The organism is Streptomyces aurantiacus (genome assembly GCF_001418335.1).
Classification (GTDB): Bacteria; Actinomycetota; Actinomycetes; order Streptomycetales; family Streptomycetaceae; genus Streptomyces; species Streptomyces aurantiacus.
The window spans coordinates 1-17,135 of record NZ_LIPP01000135.1; the positions used below are offsets into that span (position 1 = coordinate 1).

17 protein-coding genes are annotated in these 17,135 nt (G+C 70.7%); 11 read left to right on the forward strand and 6 right to left on the reverse strand.

Going from position 1 to position 17,135, the window contains the following annotated elements; genetic code table 11:
- From AOK01_RS18975 to AOK01_RS43585, 5 genes are all read left to right on the forward strand, one after another.
- The coding region (locus AOK01_RS18975) for a LuxR C-terminal-related transcriptional regulator (RefSeq protein WP_055513209.1) at positions 1–2,559 on the forward strand (2,559 nt) is incomplete at its 5' end.
- Between the two features lie 128 nt (positions 2,560–2,687).
- Positions 2,688–3,191, forward strand: a complete 504-nt coding sequence (locus AOK01_RS18980; RefSeq protein WP_055513210.1) for an RICIN domain-containing protein — start codon at positions 2,688–2,690, stop codon at positions 3,189–3,191.
- Positions 3,192–3,270: 79 nt separating this feature from the next.
- Positions 3,271–3,840, forward strand: a complete 570-nt coding sequence (locus AOK01_RS18985; RefSeq protein WP_055513212.1) for an IS110 family transposase — start codon at positions 3,271–3,273, stop codon at positions 3,838–3,840.
- Between the two features lie 385 nt (positions 3,841–4,225).
- Positions 4,226–4,537 carry a hypothetical protein gene (locus AOK01_RS18990; RefSeq protein WP_055513214.1) on the forward strand — a complete coding sequence of 104 codons (312 nt, stop codon included), beginning with the start codon at positions 4,226–4,228 and terminating at the stop codon, positions 4,535–4,537.
- Positions 4,534–5,361 carry a hypothetical protein gene (locus AOK01_RS43585; protein WP_157871361.1) on the forward strand — a complete coding sequence of 276 codons (828 nt, stop codon included), beginning with the start codon at positions 4,534–4,536 and terminating at the stop codon, positions 5,359–5,361. The genes AOK01_RS18990 and AOK01_RS43585 overlap by 4 nt, the downstream gene beginning before the upstream one ends.
- A 25-nt stretch (positions 5,362–5,386) precedes the next feature.
- Here the strand turns inward: AOK01_RS43585 and AOK01_RS18995 are convergent, their stop codons facing one another.
- On the reverse strand, positions 5,387–5,917 hold the full coding sequence (locus AOK01_RS18995; protein WP_157871363.1) for a transposase: 531 nt from the start codon (positions 5,915–5,917) through the stop codon (positions 5,387–5,389).
- 317 nt (positions 5,918–6,234) lie between these two features.
- On the opposite strand from AOK01_RS18995, the gene purB reads away from it, so the two are divergent.
- Positions 6,235–7,674, forward strand: coding sequence for an adenylosuccinate lyase (gene purB, locus AOK01_RS19000; RefSeq protein WP_055513218.1), 1,440 nt, complete (start codon positions 6,235–6,237; stop codon positions 7,672–7,674).
- Positions 7,671–8,243 carry a G/U mismatch-specific DNA glycosylase gene (gene mug / locus AOK01_RS19005; protein ID WP_055513220.1) on the forward strand — a complete coding sequence of 191 codons (573 nt, stop codon included), beginning with the start codon at positions 7,671–7,673 and terminating at the stop codon, positions 8,241–8,243. Before purB ends, mug begins: the two co-directional genes overlap by 4 nt.
- A gap of 40 nt (positions 8,244–8,283) precedes the next feature.
- On the opposite strand, the gene AOK01_RS19010 is transcribed toward mug, so the two are convergent.
- The 3 genes from AOK01_RS19010 to AOK01_RS19020 form a co-directional block, all read right to left on the reverse strand.
- On the reverse strand, positions 8,284–8,730 hold the full coding sequence (locus AOK01_RS19010; protein ID WP_055513303.1) for a hypothetical protein: 447 nt from the start codon (positions 8,728–8,730) through the stop codon (positions 8,284–8,286).
- A 97-nt stretch (positions 8,731–8,827) separates the two neighbouring features.
- A complete protein-coding gene (locus tag AOK01_RS19015; RefSeq protein WP_055513222.1) occupies positions 8,828–9,553 on the reverse strand; it encodes an ABC transporter permease in 726 nt (241 codons plus the stop codon).
- 2 nt (positions 9,554–9,555) lie between these two features.
- On the reverse strand, positions 9,556–10,596 hold the full coding sequence (locus tag AOK01_RS19020; protein WP_055513225.1) for an ATP-binding cassette domain-containing protein: 1,041 nt from the start codon (positions 10,594–10,596) through the stop codon (positions 9,556–9,558).
- A gap of 108 nt (positions 10,597–10,704) precedes the next feature.
- Here AOK01_RS19020 and AOK01_RS19025 point away from each other — a divergent pair, with 108 nt between their 5' ends.
- The 3 genes from AOK01_RS19025 to AOK01_RS19035 all read left to right on the forward strand — a co-directional run bounded on the left by AOK01_RS19025 (position 10,705) and on the right by AOK01_RS19035 (position 13,846).
- On the forward strand, positions 10,705–11,859 hold the full coding sequence (locus AOK01_RS19025) for a sensor histidine kinase (RefSeq protein ID WP_055513227.1): 1,155 nt from the start codon (positions 10,705–10,707) through the stop codon (positions 11,857–11,859).
- 58 nt (positions 11,860–11,917) lie between these two features.
- Entirely contained in the window at positions 11,918–12,586 is a 669-nt protein-coding gene (locus AOK01_RS19030) for a response regulator transcription factor (RefSeq protein ID WP_055513229.1), read from the forward strand.
- A 102-nt stretch (positions 12,587–12,688) separates the two neighbouring features.
- Positions 12,689–13,846, forward strand: coding sequence for an ROK family transcriptional regulator (locus AOK01_RS19035; RefSeq protein WP_055513231.1), 1,158 nt, complete (start codon positions 12,689–12,691; stop codon positions 13,844–13,846).
- 163 nt (positions 13,847–14,009) lie between these two features.
- Here the strand turns inward: AOK01_RS19035 and AOK01_RS19040 are convergent, their stop codons facing one another.
- Positions 14,010–14,771 carry a GntR family transcriptional regulator gene (locus AOK01_RS19040; protein ID WP_055513233.1) on the reverse strand — a complete coding sequence of 254 codons (762 nt, stop codon included), beginning with the start codon at positions 14,769–14,771 and terminating at the stop codon, positions 14,010–14,012.
- A 266-nt stretch (positions 14,772–15,037) separates the two neighbouring features.
- Positions 15,038–15,940, reverse strand: coding sequence for an RNA polymerase sigma-70 factor (locus AOK01_RS19045; protein WP_055513235.1), 903 nt, complete (start codon positions 15,938–15,940; stop codon positions 15,038–15,040).
- A gap of 197 nt (positions 15,941–16,137) precedes the next feature.
- Here AOK01_RS19045 and AOK01_RS41320 point away from each other — a divergent pair, with 197 nt between their 5' ends.
- On the forward strand, positions 16,138–16,968 hold the full coding sequence (locus AOK01_RS41320) for an alpha/beta fold hydrolase (protein ID WP_079103548.1): 831 nt from the start codon (positions 16,138–16,140) through the stop codon (positions 16,966–16,968).
- Positions 16,969–17,135: the final 167 nt, after the last annotated feature.

Below are 17,135 nucleotides of genomic sequence, written 5' to 3' on the forward strand. Positions count from 1 at the left end.
GTGGGCGGGTCGGCCGGGGTGGGCAAGTCCCGGCTGGCTGAGGAGTGCCTGGAGCGGGCCGCGGCGGCGGGTTTCCGGGTGGGGCGGGCCACGGCGAGTGCCGCGGCGGGTGCGGTGCCACTGGGGGCGATCGCGCATCTGCTGCCCGCCGGGGTGGACCTGTCCGACCCGGTTGCCGGGTTCGCTGCCGTCGCCGAGCGGTTGGCCGCTGGGCCGGGGCGGCGGTGGGCGCTGTTGGTGGATGACATGCATCTGCTGGATTCGGCCTCGGCGGTGCTGCTGCGGGAGCTGATGGACTCCGGAGTGCTTCTGCTCATCGGCACCGTCCGCAGCGGCGAGCCGTACGGGAAGGCCGTCGCGGCGCTGCGGGGCGGGGACACGGTGTACCGGGTCGACCTGCCCGTACTGAGCACGGAGCAGATCGAGGCGCTGCTGCAGGCCGCGCTCGGCAGGACGGTCGCCCGGCGCGCCCTGCACGAGCTGTCGGCTGCGAGCGGCGGCAACGTGCTGTACCTGCGCGAACTGGTTCTCGGCGCCCTGACCGCCGGGGATCTGACCGAGGACGGGGAGATCTGGCACTTACGCGAGGGCCGACTGCCGGGCACCGCGCGGCTGACCGAAGTGATCGGCACCCGGCTGGCCACCGCCGATTCTGCCGGACGCCCTGTCCTGGAACTGCTGGCACTGTGCGAGCCGCTGCCGCTGGCCGATGCCGAAGCCCTCGCCCCGCCGCAGGTGGTGGCAGCCCTGGAACAGGCAGGGCTGATCCGTGTCACCCAGGACCGGCGGCGCACCACCGTCTCCCTGACTCACCCGCTGTACGGCGAGGTGCTGCGAGCCGGTCTGCCGGTCCTGCGCCGCCGGGCCCTGCTGCTGGACCAGGCCGCACGCGTCGAGGCCCTCGGCGCCCGCCGCCGCGGTGACCTGCTGCACATCGCCACCTGGCGGCTGGCCGCCACGGGCACCGCCGACCCCGCCCTTCTCACGCAGGCCGCCGTACTGGCTCGCCACGCGCACGACTACGCGCAGACCGTCACGCTCCTGGAGGCTCTGCCCGAAATGCACCGCACCACCGCAACCGGCTTGATGCTCGGCAACGCCTTCTTCGAGATGGGCCGCTGGGACCAGGCCGAGGCGGTGCTCGCCCGGGCCGACGCCCATGCCATCGGCGAGCAGGACAAGTTGGCCGTGGCCTTGGTCCGGACGACGAACCTGCTGTGGAGCAACGCCCCCGTCACCGAGGCACTCGCGATCAACGTCGCTGCCCTGGACCGGATCAGCAGTCCGGCGGGCCGCCGCAAGCTCAAGATCAATGAGGGCTTCATGCGGATCGCGTCCGGCCGGCCCGTCCGGGGGCTGGCCCTGCTGGAGGACCTGGAAACCGAGGTCGACGATGCCTCCGACGTCAACGCCTGGCTCCGAGGCGCTTGGATGAAGCCGTTCGGTCTGGCACTGGTGGGCCGCACCGGCGAGGCCGCGACCTGGGCGGAGCGCGCCCACGCCGCCCACCGGCACGTCGACGAACACGCCCTGGTCTCCCATCCCGCCGTCCAGCGCATCCCGCTGGTCCTCGCTCTCACCGAAGCCGGTCTCCCGGCCGAAGCCCGCCGGGAGGGCGAGCGCGCTTACGCCGAACTGGTTGCCGCCGATTCCCTTGTGCGGGTCTGGATGGCGGTCTTCCTCGGCCGCGCCCAGTGGCTGGCCGGCCATCCGGCGACCGCCCGCCGATGGTGGGCCGAGGCCGCCGCTCTGGCCCGCACCTTCGACCACGCCATGGCCCTGCGCCCGGTGCTCGGCGGCCTCGCCGCCTGCGCGGCCGTGCTGGGAGACCTGGACGCGGCCGAAGCGTCGCTGGCCGAGCACCGCATCCTGCCGCCGCTGGCACCGGGCCTGCTGTCCGCCGGGGAGGAATGCCTGGGCGAGGCATGGCTGTTGGCCGCCCGCGGACGCCTGGGTCAGGCACGGTCCGTGCTCACCGCCGCCGCCCGCGCCGCCCGCTCGACCGGCCACCTCACCGGCGAGGCACTGCTGCTGACCGACGTCGCCCGTCTCGGCGGAGCGAAGGATGCCGCGGACCGGCTGGCCGAACTGGCCCAGAGGTGCGACGGGGCGTTTGCCCCCGCCCGGGCTCAGCTGGCGACGGCGCTGGCCGCCGATGACCCCGACCAGCTCCGCCAGGCGGCCGACGCGTGCCAGGCCGTCGGCGCCGACCTGCTCGCCGCCGAGGCGGCCACCGCGGCCGCGGCCGCCTGGCGCCGGACAGGCCAATCCCGCCGCGCCTCAGCAGCCGCCCACCGGGCCGCCGCAGTCCTGGCCCGCTGCGAAGGCGCCCGCACTCCACTTCTGACCACCGCCCAGGCCACCGCCCCGCTCACCACCCGCGAACGCGAGATAGCCCTGCTTGCCGCAGCCGGAAACGCCAGCATGGACATCGCCCGATCCCTGGCCCTGTCGGTGCGCACCGTCGACAACCACCTCCACCACGCCTACACGAAACTCGGCGTCACCACCCGCCGCGAACTGGCCCAGACCCTCAGGGCACCATCCCCCGGCGCATAGCTGAGTAACGACTGCTCATGTGCTTCCCCACCGGCACGAGCAGGATCTCCTCCGGGGATACGCCGGCCACTGCCCCCAGGAACGTGTGGCAGTGGCCATGGCGACGACTGTCCAAGAGGAGAAAAAAAATGACCAAGTACCGCAGAGCCGCGACAGTTCTCGGCGCCACCGCACTGCTCGGCCTCGGCTTCACGGCCACACCCGCGTCCGCGGTGACATACACCCTGGCGATCAACTCCGAGAGTGTGAAGTGCCTGGACGTTCCGCAGAACAGCAACCGTGACAACCAAGGCATCGAGCAGTACGGGTGCAACGGCAACGGCAACCAACTGTGGACACGGGAATCCCAGGGCAACGGCTTCTACCATCTCATCAACCAGAACAGCCGCAAGTGCCTGGACGTTCGCGACCACAGCACGAACGACAGGGCGGTTGTGGTGCAGAACGGCTGCAACTCCGAATTCAGTCAGCAGTGGCAGCTTCAGCAAGTGGGCGTGGGGTTCCAGCTGGTGGCGCGCCACAGTGGTAAATGCGCGACGGTTGCCAACTCAAGCCTGTCCGACAAGGCCGGGATCATCCAGTTCCCCTGCGGTACAACGGGAACCCAGAGTCAGAACTGGCAGTTCGGCTGACCCGAAGCCGCGGCTTTCAGAGGCGGTCCGAGTTCTGAAGATCGGCAAGGACTCTGCCGTCAAGGCGCGCGTCCAGGCCGTGAACCAGCTCAAGGCCGTCCTCGCCAACGCTCCTGCGGGGATGCGCGAACCGTTGGATGGCCTGGCCGTGCCGCGGCTCCTCGCCTGGTGCACCACGCTCGCACAGGACGGACTCGGGGCTGCCGAGTCCGCCGTCGTCCACACCCTGCGCCGACCGGCACGGCGCATCCAATACCTCGACGCGGAGATCAAGGACGCCCTGGATCAGATGACCGGCCTGATCGCGCAGGCGGTGCCGGCTTTGCTGCAGCTTCAGGGCATCGGGCCGGACTCGGCGGCCGCCTTGCTCATCGCGGCGGGGGACAACCCCGACCGGCTGAGGGGCGAGGCGTCCTTCGCTGCCTTATGCGGGGTCAGCCCTGTCGAGGCGTCTTCCGGAAAGACCAGCCGCCGCCGGCTCAACCGCGGCAGCAACCGGCAGGCCACCGCAACCCTGTTCCGGGCGGTGCTCTCCCGTCTGCGCTGGGACTCTGCCACCCAGGAGTACCTCAAGCGCCGGACCGCCGAAGGCTTGTCCAAACGGGAGATCATCCGCTGCCTGAAGCGCTACCTCGCCCGAACCGCCTGACCGCGCGCCGACGCCACGGCACGCCCACCCTCGGTCGCGTTCTGCGGTTACCGCCGGGACGGTTGGAAGGTTCAGTTGCCGGTGTCGCCAGAACGTGACCCGCAGGGGGGGACATCTTCCTATTCCGGCTGCAGGCCCGGTGGAGGCTGCGTCTTACTCCCTTCAGCTGAGGCCCGGCGCACACGGCGGGCAGGGAAGGGGACAGGGGCTGTGAAGTATTCGCTGAGTGACAAACAGTTGGAGCTGCTGAAGCAGGTGGCGGCAGCGTCGAAGGCGTTCGAGGTACAGGGCGCACACAGCGGTGTGCTGTGGGCGCTTCAGCAGCGGACGCTGGTGAAGACCGGCTACGGAAGCGCAGGTCGTCGGACCGCGGTCGTCACGGCTGATGGCCGTTTTCTATCTCAAGCACGGGAAGCATCCCAAGGAGGCGGAAGCGCAGAAGCCGCGGCTGAAGGACGACCCGGCCCAGGCTGCTCTCGCACCGGCGGACGGGCCTGCGCTGCTGGTCCGGATCCGTGAAACCGGCGGAACACTTACCGTGCCGGATTGCGGGCCCAAGACCCGCGCCCGCTGGCGGGCGGCCTACCAACGCGCACTGCAGCACGGGCATGTCCCCAACGGCTGCAAGCTGCGGGTCACGGGCCGGGACAAAGGCGACATGGTCCTGAAGATCGTGGACGAGCAAAGTGCCCCATGAGCCCACACCCCAGGAACTGCGCAACCTCGAGAAGAATCCCTGGGCGCGCAAGCCCCCGAAGTACGACCACCATCCCGACGGCCGCCTCAGAATCGCGTCCCCCCCAGCTGAACAGCTACTACAGCCCGGCCTACAGCTGCGCGGACGGCGCACGGTGGAAACTGGAGGACCGGCTCGGTCACTTCCTGCGCGACCTGGACCAGGTTGCCGTACACGCCGAACAGCGAAGCATCCCGAAGGAAGAGGAAGAGGCCGCACGCAAGCGGAACTGGTACAAGGCGCTGCGCCAGGCCCGTACAGCCCAGATCACGCAGCACCGCGGGGCAGTTCTCACCGGTCAGGTGGAACGCTGGCGCCTGGCGGAGGACATCCGGGCGTTCTGCTCCGCAGCCCGCCGGGCGGACGTCGCGGCGGACTGGACGCAGTGGGCTGAGCAGTACGCGACGTCCATCGACTCGCTCGCCTATGCCCTCGCCGTTCCTGCCGATCCTCCGGCCGCACCACACGACCTGCGCGACTGCTTCAGAGGCGACACCTACGCCTATCCGTGGCCGTTCGGCAAAGATGGCACCCGGCTGTGTGGGTGCCAGCCTGCCACGGGACAGCCGCAGGTGAGTGATTGCCGCATCAGCCCCGGCATGCCGCTTTTTCAACCTGCGGACACCTGCAGTCATCGATGTGCGACACCGGCTGCGGCTGCTGCACCCAATTCTCCGGCTGCCACTGCATCGAGTTGCCCCCGCCGCAGGGTGTTACGTGCTTTTGAGGCCCGGATTGGCGGTGACAGCGATCACGGGGGTTGTGTGGCCGGGCTGACCATGTAGATGACCGCCAGCGCTCCGAACAGGCTCATGCGGTCGTCCTTCGCCCCGACGATCCCTGCCAGGGTCGGCCCGCCGTAGGGATCGGCCGCCAGCGCTTCCAGGCCTCCGGCAGGGTGCCCGGCGTCGTGCCGGACAGCAGCGCGCTCAGCGCTTCCCGTGACAGCGCTCCCGGGGTGATGTCCGCCAGCCGCTCGGCGCCGTCCAGCTCACGCAGAGCCTGCCGTGCGGCATCGGTGAAGACCACTCGATAGCGGCCCACGCTCACAGCAGCCCGGCCAGCGCGGGGAACACGCCGCCGATCTCGTGCGTGCACGCAGTCGAGGAGTTCCGGCGCCACGGCGAAGGGATGTTCTCCAGCGATCCGCCTGCCGATCGCTTCCGCGGTCTGCCGGGCGGACAGCCCTTCGGCGAACTGCAACACCGTGACCAGCATCAGCACTCCAGGCAGAACCGCTGGACGGCCCACCGCCGGGAAGAGCTGCCCGACGTCCTCGGCGGAGAAGACCTCCGCGAACCCATCCCGCAGCCGCCTCGCCAGCGTGTGCTTCGGACACACCGTCCACGCCACCTGCGCCGTCTGCGCCGGAATCTCTCCCAGCCCCGCTGCCGCAGTGACACCCTCCCCGAACACAACGTCGGCCTTCCCCGCCACACTCAGGCAGTGAAGGCCGACGTCACGCTCAGTCCCCGACTTTCCCAACAGTGTCTGTAGGCCGGGGGCTTCTGTCTGTCCGCGGGCTACCCCTGCTGGATCTCTCACACTTTTCTCACGGACTCTGCGTCCAGAGGCAGACGCTGTGAACCCCGATGGCCTCTACCTCGACGGTGGAGACCCGCAGAGACCCCCATACACAGCGGGTATGCTCCGTACACGTGACTGCGCCCGCAAAGCCCCGTATCCCGAACGTCCTCGCCGGCCGCTATGCCTCGGCCGAGCTCGCCACCCTGTGGTCCCCCGAGCAGAAGGTGAGGCTGGAGCGTCAGCTCTGGCTCGCCGTGCTGCGGGCCCAGAAGGACCTCGGGATCGAGGTGCCCGACGCCGCCCTCGCCGACTACGAGCGGGTCCTCGACCAGGTCGACCTGGCTTCGATCGCCGAGCGCGAGAAGGTCACGCGGCACGACGTGAAGGCGCGGATCGAGGAGTTCAACGACCTCGCCGGGCACGAGCACGTCCACAAGGGCATGACGTCCCGGGACCTCACCGAGAACGTCGAGCAGTTGCAGATCCGGCTCTCCCTTGAGCTGGTGCGCGACCGTGCGGTCGCCGTCCTCGCGCGCCTGGGCAAGCTCGCCGGTGAGTACGGCGAGCTGGTCATGGCGGGCCGTTCCCACAACGTGGCGGCGCAGGCGACGACCCTCGGCAAGCGTTTCGCGACCGCCGCCGACGAACTGCTCGTCGCACACGGCCGGGTCGAGGAACTGCTCGCCCGTTATCCGCTGCGCGGAATCAAGGGCCCGGTGGGCACGGCTCAGGACATGCTCGACCTGCTGGGCGGGGACGCGGCGAAGCTCGCCGACCTGGAGCAGCGGATCGCTCGGCACCTCGGCTTCTCGCAGGCGTTCACGTCGGTGGGCCAGGTCTATCCGCGCTCGCTGGACTACGAGGTCGTGACCGCGCTGGTGCAGTTGGCCGCGGCCCCCTCGTCCATCGCCAAGACCATCCGGCTGATGGCCGGGCACGAACTGGTGACCGAGGGTTTCAAGCCGGGCCAGGTCGGTTCCTCGGCGATGCCCCACAAGATGAATACCCGCTCCTGCGAGCGCGTCAACGGCCTGATGGTGATCCTGCGCGGTTACGCCTCGATGACGGGCGAACTGGCGGGCGACCAGTGGAACGAGGGCGACGTGTCCTGCTCGGTGGTGCGCCGGGTCGCGCTGCCGGACGCGTTCTTCGCGCTGGACGGTCTGCTGGAGACCTTCCTCACCGTCCTCGACGAGTTCGGTGCCTTCCCGGCGGTCGTCGCGCGCGAGCTGGACCGCTACCTGCCGTTCCTCGCGACGACCAAGGTCCTGATGGGCGCGGTGCGCGCGGGTGTCGGCCGAGAGGTCGCGCACGAAGCCATCAAGGAGAACGCCGTCGCCGCCGCCCTCGCCATGCGTGAGCAGGGCACCGAACGCAACGAACTCCTTGACAAGCTCGCCGCGGACGAGCGCATCCCGCTCGACCGCGCGCAGCTCGACGTACTGATGGCCGACAAGCTGTCCTTCACGGGGGCCGCCGCCGACCAGGTGACGGCGGTCGTCGCCCGCGTCGAGGAGATCCTGAAGCAGCACCCGGAGGCCGCCGGCTACACGCCGGGGGCGATCCTCTGACGAGGTTCACCGCGGCCGAGTTGGAGGCCGCCCGCGACCGGCTCGCGCCGGATGTCGTCGCGGCCGGCCTCCAGGTGCTGTTCTGCGGTATCAACCCCGGTCTCATGACGGCCGCGACGGGCCACCACTTCGCACGCCCCGGCAACCGCTTCTGGCCGGTTCTGCACCTGTCCTCCTTCACTCCCCGGCTACTGAAGCCCTCCGAACAGGGCGAGTTGCTCTCATACGGACTCGGCATCACCAATGTGGTGGCGCGGGCGACCGCCCGGGCCGACGAGCTGAGCGCGAACGAGTACCGGGAGGGCGGGCGGCTGCTCGCCGCCAAGGTGGGACGGCTGCGGCCACGCTGGCTCGCGGTGGTGGGTGTGACCGCCTACCGGGCGGCCTTCGACGACCGACGGGCCGTGATCGGGCCCCAGGAGCGGACATTCGGCTCGACTCGTGTGTGGGTGCTGCCCAACCCGAGTGGCCTGAACGCGCACTGGACGGCGACGACGATGGCGGAGGAGTTCGGCCGGTTGCGGGAGGCCGCGTCCGAAGGTCCGCGAGAGGCCGCGCAGGATCAGTAGCACTCCGAGAGGTTTGTCCGTGTCCGGTCGATCCGGTCGATCACGGCGGCGCCAAGTCCGTGACCAGCGCGAAGAGTTGGAACTCGTCTCCCTCCGCTGGCTCCGAGACCCCCACGGCGACCCAGCGTCCGGTGCCGGCGGCCTCCCACAGGTCCACGTATCTCACGTAGGCGCTGAGGTAGGCCCACGGCTTCGGTATCTCCTCGCCCGGGTCCTCGGAGCGCAGGAAGACACCGTCCAGACTCTTTGGTTCCGCCTCGCCCCAGCGCTCACCCAGGCGCTGCGCCACGCCGTCTCTGTAGGCGCCGAACTGGTCCGCGATCTCCTCCCGCCCGGACTGGTCACCCGTACCGAAATCGCGCGTCGTCTCCAGCACCACCAAGTGGTAGCCGGGTCCCCCCGCGCCGACCTCCGACCAACCGTGCACCGCGGGGAAGTCGCGGACGCACAGCTCGTCGATCGTGGCGAGGTGTCGCTCAGTGGTCATGAAGTCCAGTAAAGCGGTCACCACTGACACTTGGCGTCCCGTCAGGTGACAACGGATGTCCGGGGCCACGAATCTCGGCATTCACGCGTCCCCAAGTTCACGCGTCCCGGCGGCGAATGCCCCGTGCTCCGGCCAGGAGTGCGGCCGACGTCCACACCGCTGTCACCGCAAGGCCGGTCCACGGCCCGAGCGTGCCGTCCCAGTTCTCGTGCAGCACCACCTGTCCCGCCCTGTCGGGCAGGAAGTCTGCGGCGTTCCCGGACATGTCTCCGACCACGAAGGAAACCAGCAGGAGGAAGGGTATGAGGATGCTCAGTGTGGCGACGCCGCTGCGCAGCAGCGCGGCCAGCCCGGCCGCGAACAGCGCCATCAGGGCCAGGTAGATCCCGCAGCCCACGGCCCCCCTCAGCCCTTCGCCCCAGCTCATCCCGTCGGCCCGGTCGCCGAGGACGGTTCTGCCCGCCGCCAGGCTCACGCACCCGGAGAGGAGGCCGACGGCCAGGGCCGGCGCGCCGATGGCCGTCACCTTCGCCGCGAACCACCGTCCGCGACGGGGTACGGCGGCCAGCGAGACCCGCAGGGCGCCTCCCCGGAACTCGGACGACATGGCCTGCGCGCCGAAAGTGATCGCCGCGATTTGTCCGAAATTGACACCGAAGAACGCCGAGAACATCGGATCGAAGTCCGTGTCCCCGGAGTTGTCGAGCCCGGCGAGGGCGGAGAAGGCCGCGGTGACGAGGACGACGGCACCCAGTCCGGCGACGAGCGACCGCAGGGTGCGGATCTTGAGCCACTCGGAGTGGAGTACGGGTGCGAACGACACGGTCAGGCCTCCTGTGACTGGGCGGGGAATTGGGCTGAGGGCTGAGTCGGGCGCTGAGTCGGGGACTGGGCTGCGAACTCGGCCTCCGTGGCCGTCAGATCGAGGTAGGCCTGCTCCAGCGTGGCTTCTTCCGCCGCCAGTTCGAGGACGGTCAGGCCCGCGCCGGAGGTGAGGCGGCCGATGTCCTCCACGCGCGCGTGGTGCACGATCCACCGCTCGCCCGCACTCTGCCCCCCGCTCTCTTCCCCGCCCCCGCTTCCGCCTTCGAGCTCGCCATCACCCTCACCCTCATCCTCGGCCTTCACGGCGTCGTATCCGTGCCGTGCGAGCAGGTCGTGAAGGGCCGCGCCGTCCGTGGTGCGCACCAGTACCCGGGGATCCACCCGTGCATGAATGAACTCCCGCATCGCCGTGTCGGCGAGCAGCCGGCCGCGTCCCAGGACGACGAGGTGGTCGGCGAACGACGCGGTCTCGCTCATCAGATGGCTGGAGACGAGCACGGTGCGGCCCTCCCGGGCGAGCCGGCGCAGCAACCCCCTGATCCAGATGATGCCTTCGGGGTCGAGCCCGTTCGACGGCTCGTCCAGCAGGACCACCGGCGGGTCGCCCAGGAGTGCCGCGGCTATGCCCAGGCGCTGACGCATGCCCAGGGAGTACGTCCCGACGCGGCGGTGGGCGACCGAGGCCAGCCCCGCCTCCGTCAGGACCTCGTCCACGCGGTGACCTGGCAGGCGGTTGCTCGCCGCCAGCACACGCAGATGGTTCCGTGCGGTGCGCGAACCGTGCGCGGCCTGCGCGTCGAGCAGGGCGCCGACGTGACGCAACGGCTCCTCAAGCGCCGCGTACGCCCTGCCGCCGAGGGTGGCGGTGCCGGACGTGGGCCGGTCCAGGCCCAGCACGAGCCGCATGGTGGTGGACTTCCCGGCGCCGTTGGGACCGAGGAAGCCGGTGACCCGGCCCGGCTCGACACGAAAGGTCAGCCGGTCCACGGCTCGGGTGGTCCCGTACTCCTTGGTGAGTGCTTGGACGTCGATGCTGGTCATGGCTCAAGGCTGGCTGCCGGCAGGGGCTTTGGTCCTCCCCCGCCCGGGGAGGACGTCTCCCTCGCTGGGGGGAGGCCCGTTGCGGGTACCGGGTGTCACGATGACGCAATGGCCCACCTGCTGCGCCCGCTGACCCGTGCGACGACGTACACCCGCTTCGTGCACCTGTGGGTTCCCATGCTGGCCACAAGCGTATGGCTGTTCATCGACCTGTCCAGGCCGTGGGCGACCGCGCTGATGGTCGTCCCGCTGGGGCTGATCCCTGCCGTGCGTCGCGGCGAGGGTGTGCAGGCGCAGTTCATGCTGACACGGGGCGGACATGACCCGGCGATCTCGGTCGCCCCGTCGGCCACCTGGCGGGACCGGCTGCGGACCGTGGTGTGGCTGGAAGCGCGCATGGCGTTCGGATGGGTGATGGCGGCTGCCACCGTCTGGCTCCCGTTGATCGCCGTTGATCTGATCCGGATCTCGACCGGCCATGTGCCGGACGACAATCCGTTCCTGCCGGTGTCACACGCGCACTGGGCGTACGCACTGCTCGCGCCGCTGCCGCTGCTCGCCCTGTACGGAATGGTGGTGGGTCTCGGGCAGCTGGTCACGGTAGTCGCACGCCGCCTCCTCGGGCCGTCGGCGGCCGAGCGGGTCGCCGCGCTGGAGGAGCGCACCGAGCAACTCCTGGAGCGCACCCGCATCGCCCGCGAGCTGCACGACTCGATCGGCCACGCGCTGACGGTGGCCGTGGTGCAGGCGGGTGCCGCGCGCGCCGCGGGAGACCCCGAGTTCACCGACCGGGCCCTGCTCGCGATCGAGGACACCGGCCGTGCCGCGCTGGAGGACCTGGAGCGGGTGCTCGGCGTGCTGCGTGAGTCGCGACGGCCGGTGAGCGGGCGCCCGACGCTGGTGGAGGCCGACCGGCTCATGGAGTCCGCGCGGGTCTCCGGGGCGAAGATCGACGCCGAACTGACGGGCCCTCTGGAGACCGTGCCGGGACCGATCTCCCGCGAGGGCTACCGCATCCTCCAGGAGTCGCTGACCAATGTGCTGCGCCACGCGGGCTCGGTGCCCGTCCGCATCCGTATCGCGGTGGAGGACCGGACGCTCGCCCTGGAGGTGCGCAACCCACTGACGGCTGAGATACCGGGGCCCGGCCGGGGCAGCGGTCTGCGGGGCATCCGGGAGCGCGCCGCACTGCTCGGCGGCCGGGCGCGAACCGGCCCGGCCGACGGGGACTGGCAAGTGCACGTCGAGCTGCCGTTGCACTGATCCGGAGTGGTGGGACAGCTGATCCACGGTGGTAGGACAGCTGATCTAGGGTGGTGGGATGACGGTCACCGTTCTGCTCGTCGACGACGAACCCCTCGTACGAGCCGGTCTGCGGGCCGTTCTGGAGGCGCAGCCCGACATCGAGGTCGTCGGTGAGGCCGCGGACGGCGCGGCGGTGATCCCGCTGGTGCGGCAGTTGCGGCCCGATGTCGTCGCGATGGACGTCCGCATGCCCCTGATGGACGGGATCGAGGCCACGCGCGCGGTGCTGCGGACCGTCGACCGCCCGCCGAAGATCGTCGTCGTGACGACCTTCGAGAACGACGAGTACGTGTACGAGGCGCTGCGCGCGGGAGCCGACGGGTTTCTGCTGAAGCGGGCCAGGCCGGCCGAGATCGTGCACGCCGTGCGTCTGGTCGCCGCGGGCGAGTCGCTGCTGTTCCCTGCCTCGGTACGGCGGTTGGCCGCCGAGTACGGGAACGGTGACGGTGACGGGAATCCCGCGGCCCGGGCCGCTCTGGAGAGGGCGGCTCTGACCGGGCGCGAGGAGGAGGTACTGCGGCTGATGACACGGGGCCTGTCGAACGCGGAGATCGCCGCGAGGCTGGTGGTCGGCACCGAGACGGTGAAGTCCCATGTCAGCGCCGTACTGGCGAAACTGGGGGCCCGGGACCGCACGCAGGCGGTGATCACGGCGTACGAGTCGGGGTTCGTGGCGCCCGGCTGATTCCGGTTTCGGCCAAGGAGGTGATCCCCGGCACTCGCCGGGACCCGCCGTGCCGAGTACGATCCGGCCAACCAACACGCGCACGAGCTGGGAGGACGGACGTTGGGGCAGTTGACCGGCGGGGACCCCTCTCTGCTGCGGAGGATCAACTCCGCGGTGGTGCTGCACGCGCTGCGGGCCAGGGACTTCGCCACACTCACCGAGATCACGCAGGTCACCGGGCTGTCCCGGCCCACCGTCGAGGGCGTCGTCGAAGGGCTCATGGACGGCGGGCTCGTCGTCGAGACCGCGGCCGACGAGAGTGCCGCACGGCGACAGGGGCGGCCCGCGCGCCGGTTCCGTTTCCGTGCGGAGGCGGGCCACCTGCTGGGGGTGCAGATCGGCTCCCACCGTGTGTCCGTACTCCTGTCGGATCTGGACGGCCGGGTGCTCGGCTCGCTCGCCAAGGACGTCTGCGAGACGGCGTCGGCGGACGAACGGCTCGAACGGCTGCGTACGGCCGTCGCCGAGTTGCTGCGCCGCGCCGGAGTCTCGCGCGGCTCCCTGCGTGCCGTCGGGGTGGCCTCGCCCGGCATCGTCGAGGCGGACGGCACGGTACGCCTCGGTACGGCGCTGCCGGAGTGGACGGGCCTGCCGCTGGGCGAACGGCTGCGCCGCTCCTTCAAGTGCCCGGTGCTCGTGGAGAACGACGCCAACGCGGCGGCGGTCGCCGAGCACTGGAAGGGCGCGGCCACCGAATCCGACGACATGGTGTTCGTGCTGGCCGGGCTGAGCCCCGGGGCCGGCTCGCTCATCGGAGGGCGGCTGCACCGCGGTTACGGGGGCGCGGCGGGGGAGATCGGCGCGCTGCACCTGCTGGGCCGCGAGGTCACTCCGGAGACGCTGCTGTCCACGACCGACGAGCCACTGCATCCGCTCGACGAGCAGGCGGTGGCGGAGGTCTTCACGCACGCGCGCGCGGGGGACGAACGGGCTCGGGCCGCCGTCGACCGTTTCATACAGCGTCTGGTGCACGACGTCGCCGCGCTCGTCCTGGCCCTCGACCCCGAACTCGTCGTGATCGGCGGCTGGGCGGCGGGCCTCGACGACGTCCTGGAGCCGCTGCGCAAGGAGCTGGCCCGCTACTGTCTGCGGCCGCCCCGGGTGACGCTGTCCCTCCTGGGCGAGGCGGCCGTGGCGACAGGCGCCCTGCGACTGGCTCTCGACCACGTGGAGGAGGAGCTCTTCGCGGTGGAGGGCACGGTGACGGCCCGCCGCTGAGACCCGCTCCGTCCGGAAGGCCGGTCAGCTCGCCGACTTGCAGACTTGCCGACCTACCAACCAGCTTGCTGGCTTGCTGAAGCGTCGGCGCCGACGGACCCCGACAGCAGAACGTCGCGCCCCGAAGTCCGGGACGCGACGCACGCGAGAAGGTGACCGCCGGTCAGGAAGCGCGGCGCTCGGGGTCGTGGTGGATCTCCACACCGACGGAGTCCCCGAAGGTCAGCCGGCAGGTGTCGGCGCGGTAGGTGGCGACGGAGACCGCCGCGGTACGTCCCCCGGCGAAGAAGCGGGTCGTGACGACGAGGACCGGGGCACCAGGGAGCCGGTCCAGTTCCTTCGCGTCGTCCGCGCCGGCCGAGCCCAGCTCCACGGCGCGGTCGTCACCGTCCAGCTCCAGGCGCTGGAGCTCGCGCAGTACCCCACGCGCGCGTGCCGTGCCCGACGGCGCGTCGATGCCCGACAGGTCGGGCACGGACGACGCGGGAATATAGAGGAGTTCGGCCGCGACCGGCTGGCCGTGCGTCACCCGGGAACGGCGCACGATGTGTACCTGTTCGTCGGGGTCGATCTCCAGGCTCTGGGCCACCGCCGCGGGCGGGACCGCCACCGCGCAGTCCGCGGGCTGCCAGGCGTCGCCGGACGCGCCAGGCCACGTGTGCTGCTCGGATCCGACGGCCACGCCCACGCGCGGCGGTGCCACGGTCGTGCCGACGCCGCGGCGACGCTGCAGCCGGCCTTCCAGTTCCAACTGCTCCAGCGCCTGGCGGAGTGTGGCCCTCGCGACGCCGAACCGGGCCGCGAGATCGCGCTCGTTCGGAAGGATCTCGCCCACCGAGAACTCTGAGTCCAGTGCTTCGCTGAGCACGGTCCTCAGATGCCAGTACTTGGGCTCCGGCACCGTATCCAACTGCGTGGTCCCCACCGTGTCCTCCGCAATCGCCGTGTCCCGGCGGCTTTTAGCGCCCTTGTTTATTAAAGGTTCCTGCACTATCCCTGCGACCATATGGCGGCCCCCACCCTTGGTCAAGACCAATCCTCGATCCGTTACAGCTCGCACACACGTGTTACCGCACAGCGTTCATACGACATTCGCGAAACGCCCGGTACGTGACACAACGGCGAAGCCTCCGTCACCAGGACGGAGGCTTCGGCCGGACAGCGCCCTGCCGGTCTGCGTCAGTCAGTCAGTCAGTCAGTAACGGTCGACGGGTCGACACCGAGGGACAGCAGCTTCTCCGGATTGCGGATGATGTAGACACACTGGATTCGGCCGTCCATGACGTCCACCTGGAGGACGCTGTCGGGCTTGCCGCCGGACAGCACCAGGATCGCCGGTCCGCCGTTGACCTCCAGGAAGCGGAACGTCGCGTCCGCCACGCCCTTCCGAGAGACCCCTTCGACGAAGCGGCCCACCTTGTCGGCGGATTCGAGGACCCGCAGCGGCGCCTGGGCCCGGCCCCCGCTGTCGCCCACCAGGCGTACGTCCGGAGCCAGCAGGGACATCAGCCCGTCGAGATCACCCTCTGTGGCCGCGGCGAGGAACCGCTCCGTGAGATCGCGCCGTTCGGCCGGATCGACCTCGTAGCGCGGCCGTTTCTCCTCGACATGCCTGCGGGCCCGCCCGGCGAGCTGGCGCACCGCGGACTCGCTGCGGTCGAGCGTGACCGCGATGTCCGCGTACGGATAGCCGAACGCCTCCCGGAGCACGAACACGGCGCGCTCCAGCGGCGAGAGGGACTCCAGGACGACGAGGACGGCCAGCGAGACGGAGTCCGCGAGGACGGCCCGCTCCGCCGTGTCGGCGACGGTGTCCCCGAAGTCGGTGACGTACGGCTCGGGTAGCCAGGGCCCCACATAGGCCTCGTTACGGGCCTGGGCCAGCCGCAGCCGGTCGATGGCCAGCCGGGTGGTGATCCGCACGAGGTAGCCGCGTGGTTCGCGCACATCGGAGCGGTCGGCGCCGGACCAGCGCAGCCACGCCTCCTGCACCACGTCCTCGGCGTCGGCCACCCGGCCGAGCATCCGGTAGGCGACGCCCATCAGAACGGGACGGTGCTCTTCGAAGACCTCGGTCACGGTGTCGGTAGCCACGAGTCCATCCCATCCCGACAGGTCAGGCCGTGTCCAGGCGGTAAGCCAGGGTGGCGAGTCCCGGGGGGCCACTCCCAGACGGCGTGGCACCTTGAGGGACGTACATCCCGGACCTCGGCGCCACCCAGGGCTACCCGCGGGTAGTAATTGCTGACAAGGTGTCTAGGAGTCAGTCGGTTCCAGACGAGGAGCAGCCCATGGCCGACACGGTCTCCTTCACCGTCCCCTCTTCGCACGGCCCGCGGACCGTGACCCTCGCGTACCGGCGCGTGGGCAGCGGCGCGCCGCTTCTGCTGCTGCACGGGATAGGGCATCACCGGCAGGCGTGGGACCCGGTCGTCGGCCTCCTGGCGGCCGAGCGGGACGTGATCGCGGTGGACCTGCCCGGCTTCGGTGAATCCCCCGCGCTGCCCGAGGGGCTCGCCCACGATCTGGCGACGACGAACGCGGCGCTCGCCGCGCTGTGCGAGACGCTGGAGCTCGACCGGCCGCATGTGGCGGGCAACTCCCTGGGCGGGCTGCTGGCCCTGGAGCTGGGCCGCGAGAAGCTCGTACGGTCCGTCACGGCACTGTCGCCCGCCGGGTTCTGGTCGCCCGTCGAGCGGCGTTACGCGTTCGGTCTGCTGACGGCGATGCGGCAGGCCGCGCGGAGCATGCCGCTCCCGATGATCGAGCGGCTGTCGCGGTCGGCCACCGGGCGTTCGGTGCTGACCAGCAGCATCTACGCGCGCCCGGCCCGCCGTTCACCCGAGGCGGTGGTCGCCGAGACCCTCGCGCTGGCCCGCGCCGAGGGTTTCACCGAGACGCTCAGGGCGGGTGCCTCGGTCCAGTTCACGGACGACGTCCCCGGCCTTCCGGTCACCGTCGCCTGGGGCACCCGGGACCGGATCCTCGTACGCCGCCAGGGAGTCCGCGCCAAGCAGATCATTCCCCGGGCCCGGCTGGTGCGGCTGCCCGGTTGCGGGCACGTCCCGATGAACGACGACCCCGCGCTGGTCGCGCGCGTCATCCTGGACGGCAGCCGCTGAGCTTCGCCTCCGCCGGATCGACGCGCCCGACCCCAGGGCGACTCCGGCGCCGACCAGCGCGCTGCCCGCGGCCTGCGCCGCTCCGTAGGAGCCCGTTCCGACGAGCGGGGCCGTGCAGGCCGCGGCCACCGGGATGAGGCCGGAGAAGAGCGTCGCGCGCTCCGCGC

Coding starts and splice junctions, on each gene's coding strand:
- AOK01_RS18980 (WP_055513210.1), top strand. CDS start 2,688: ATGACCAAGTACCGCAGAGCCGCGACAGTTCTCGGCGCCACCGCACTG.
- AOK01_RS19010 (WP_055513303.1), bottom strand. CDS start 8,730: ATGACCACTGAGCGACACCTCGCCACGATCGACGAGCTGTGCGTCCGC.
- AOK01_RS41320 (WP_079103548.1), top strand. CDS start 16,138: ATGGCCGACACGGTCTCCTTCACCGTCCCCTCTTCGCACGGCCCGCGG.
- AOK01_RS43585 (WP_157871361.1), top strand. CDS start 4,534: ATGAGCCCACACCCCAGGAACTGCGCAACCTCGAGAAGAATCCCTGGG.
- AOK01_RS18990 (WP_055513214.1), top strand. CDS start 4,226: ATGGCCGTTTTCTATCTCAAGCACGGGAAGCATCCCAAGGAGGCGGAA.
- AOK01_RS19020 (WP_055513225.1), bottom strand. CDS start 10,596: ATGACCAGCATCGACGTCCAAGCACTCACCAAGGAGTACGGGACCACC.
- AOK01_RS19025 (WP_055513227.1), top strand. CDS start 10,705: ATGGCCCACCTGCTGCGCCCGCTGACCCGTGCGACGACGTACACCCGC.
- AOK01_RS19030 (WP_055513229.1), top strand. CDS start 11,918: ATGACGGTCACCGTTCTGCTCGTCGACGACGAACCCCTCGTACGAGCC.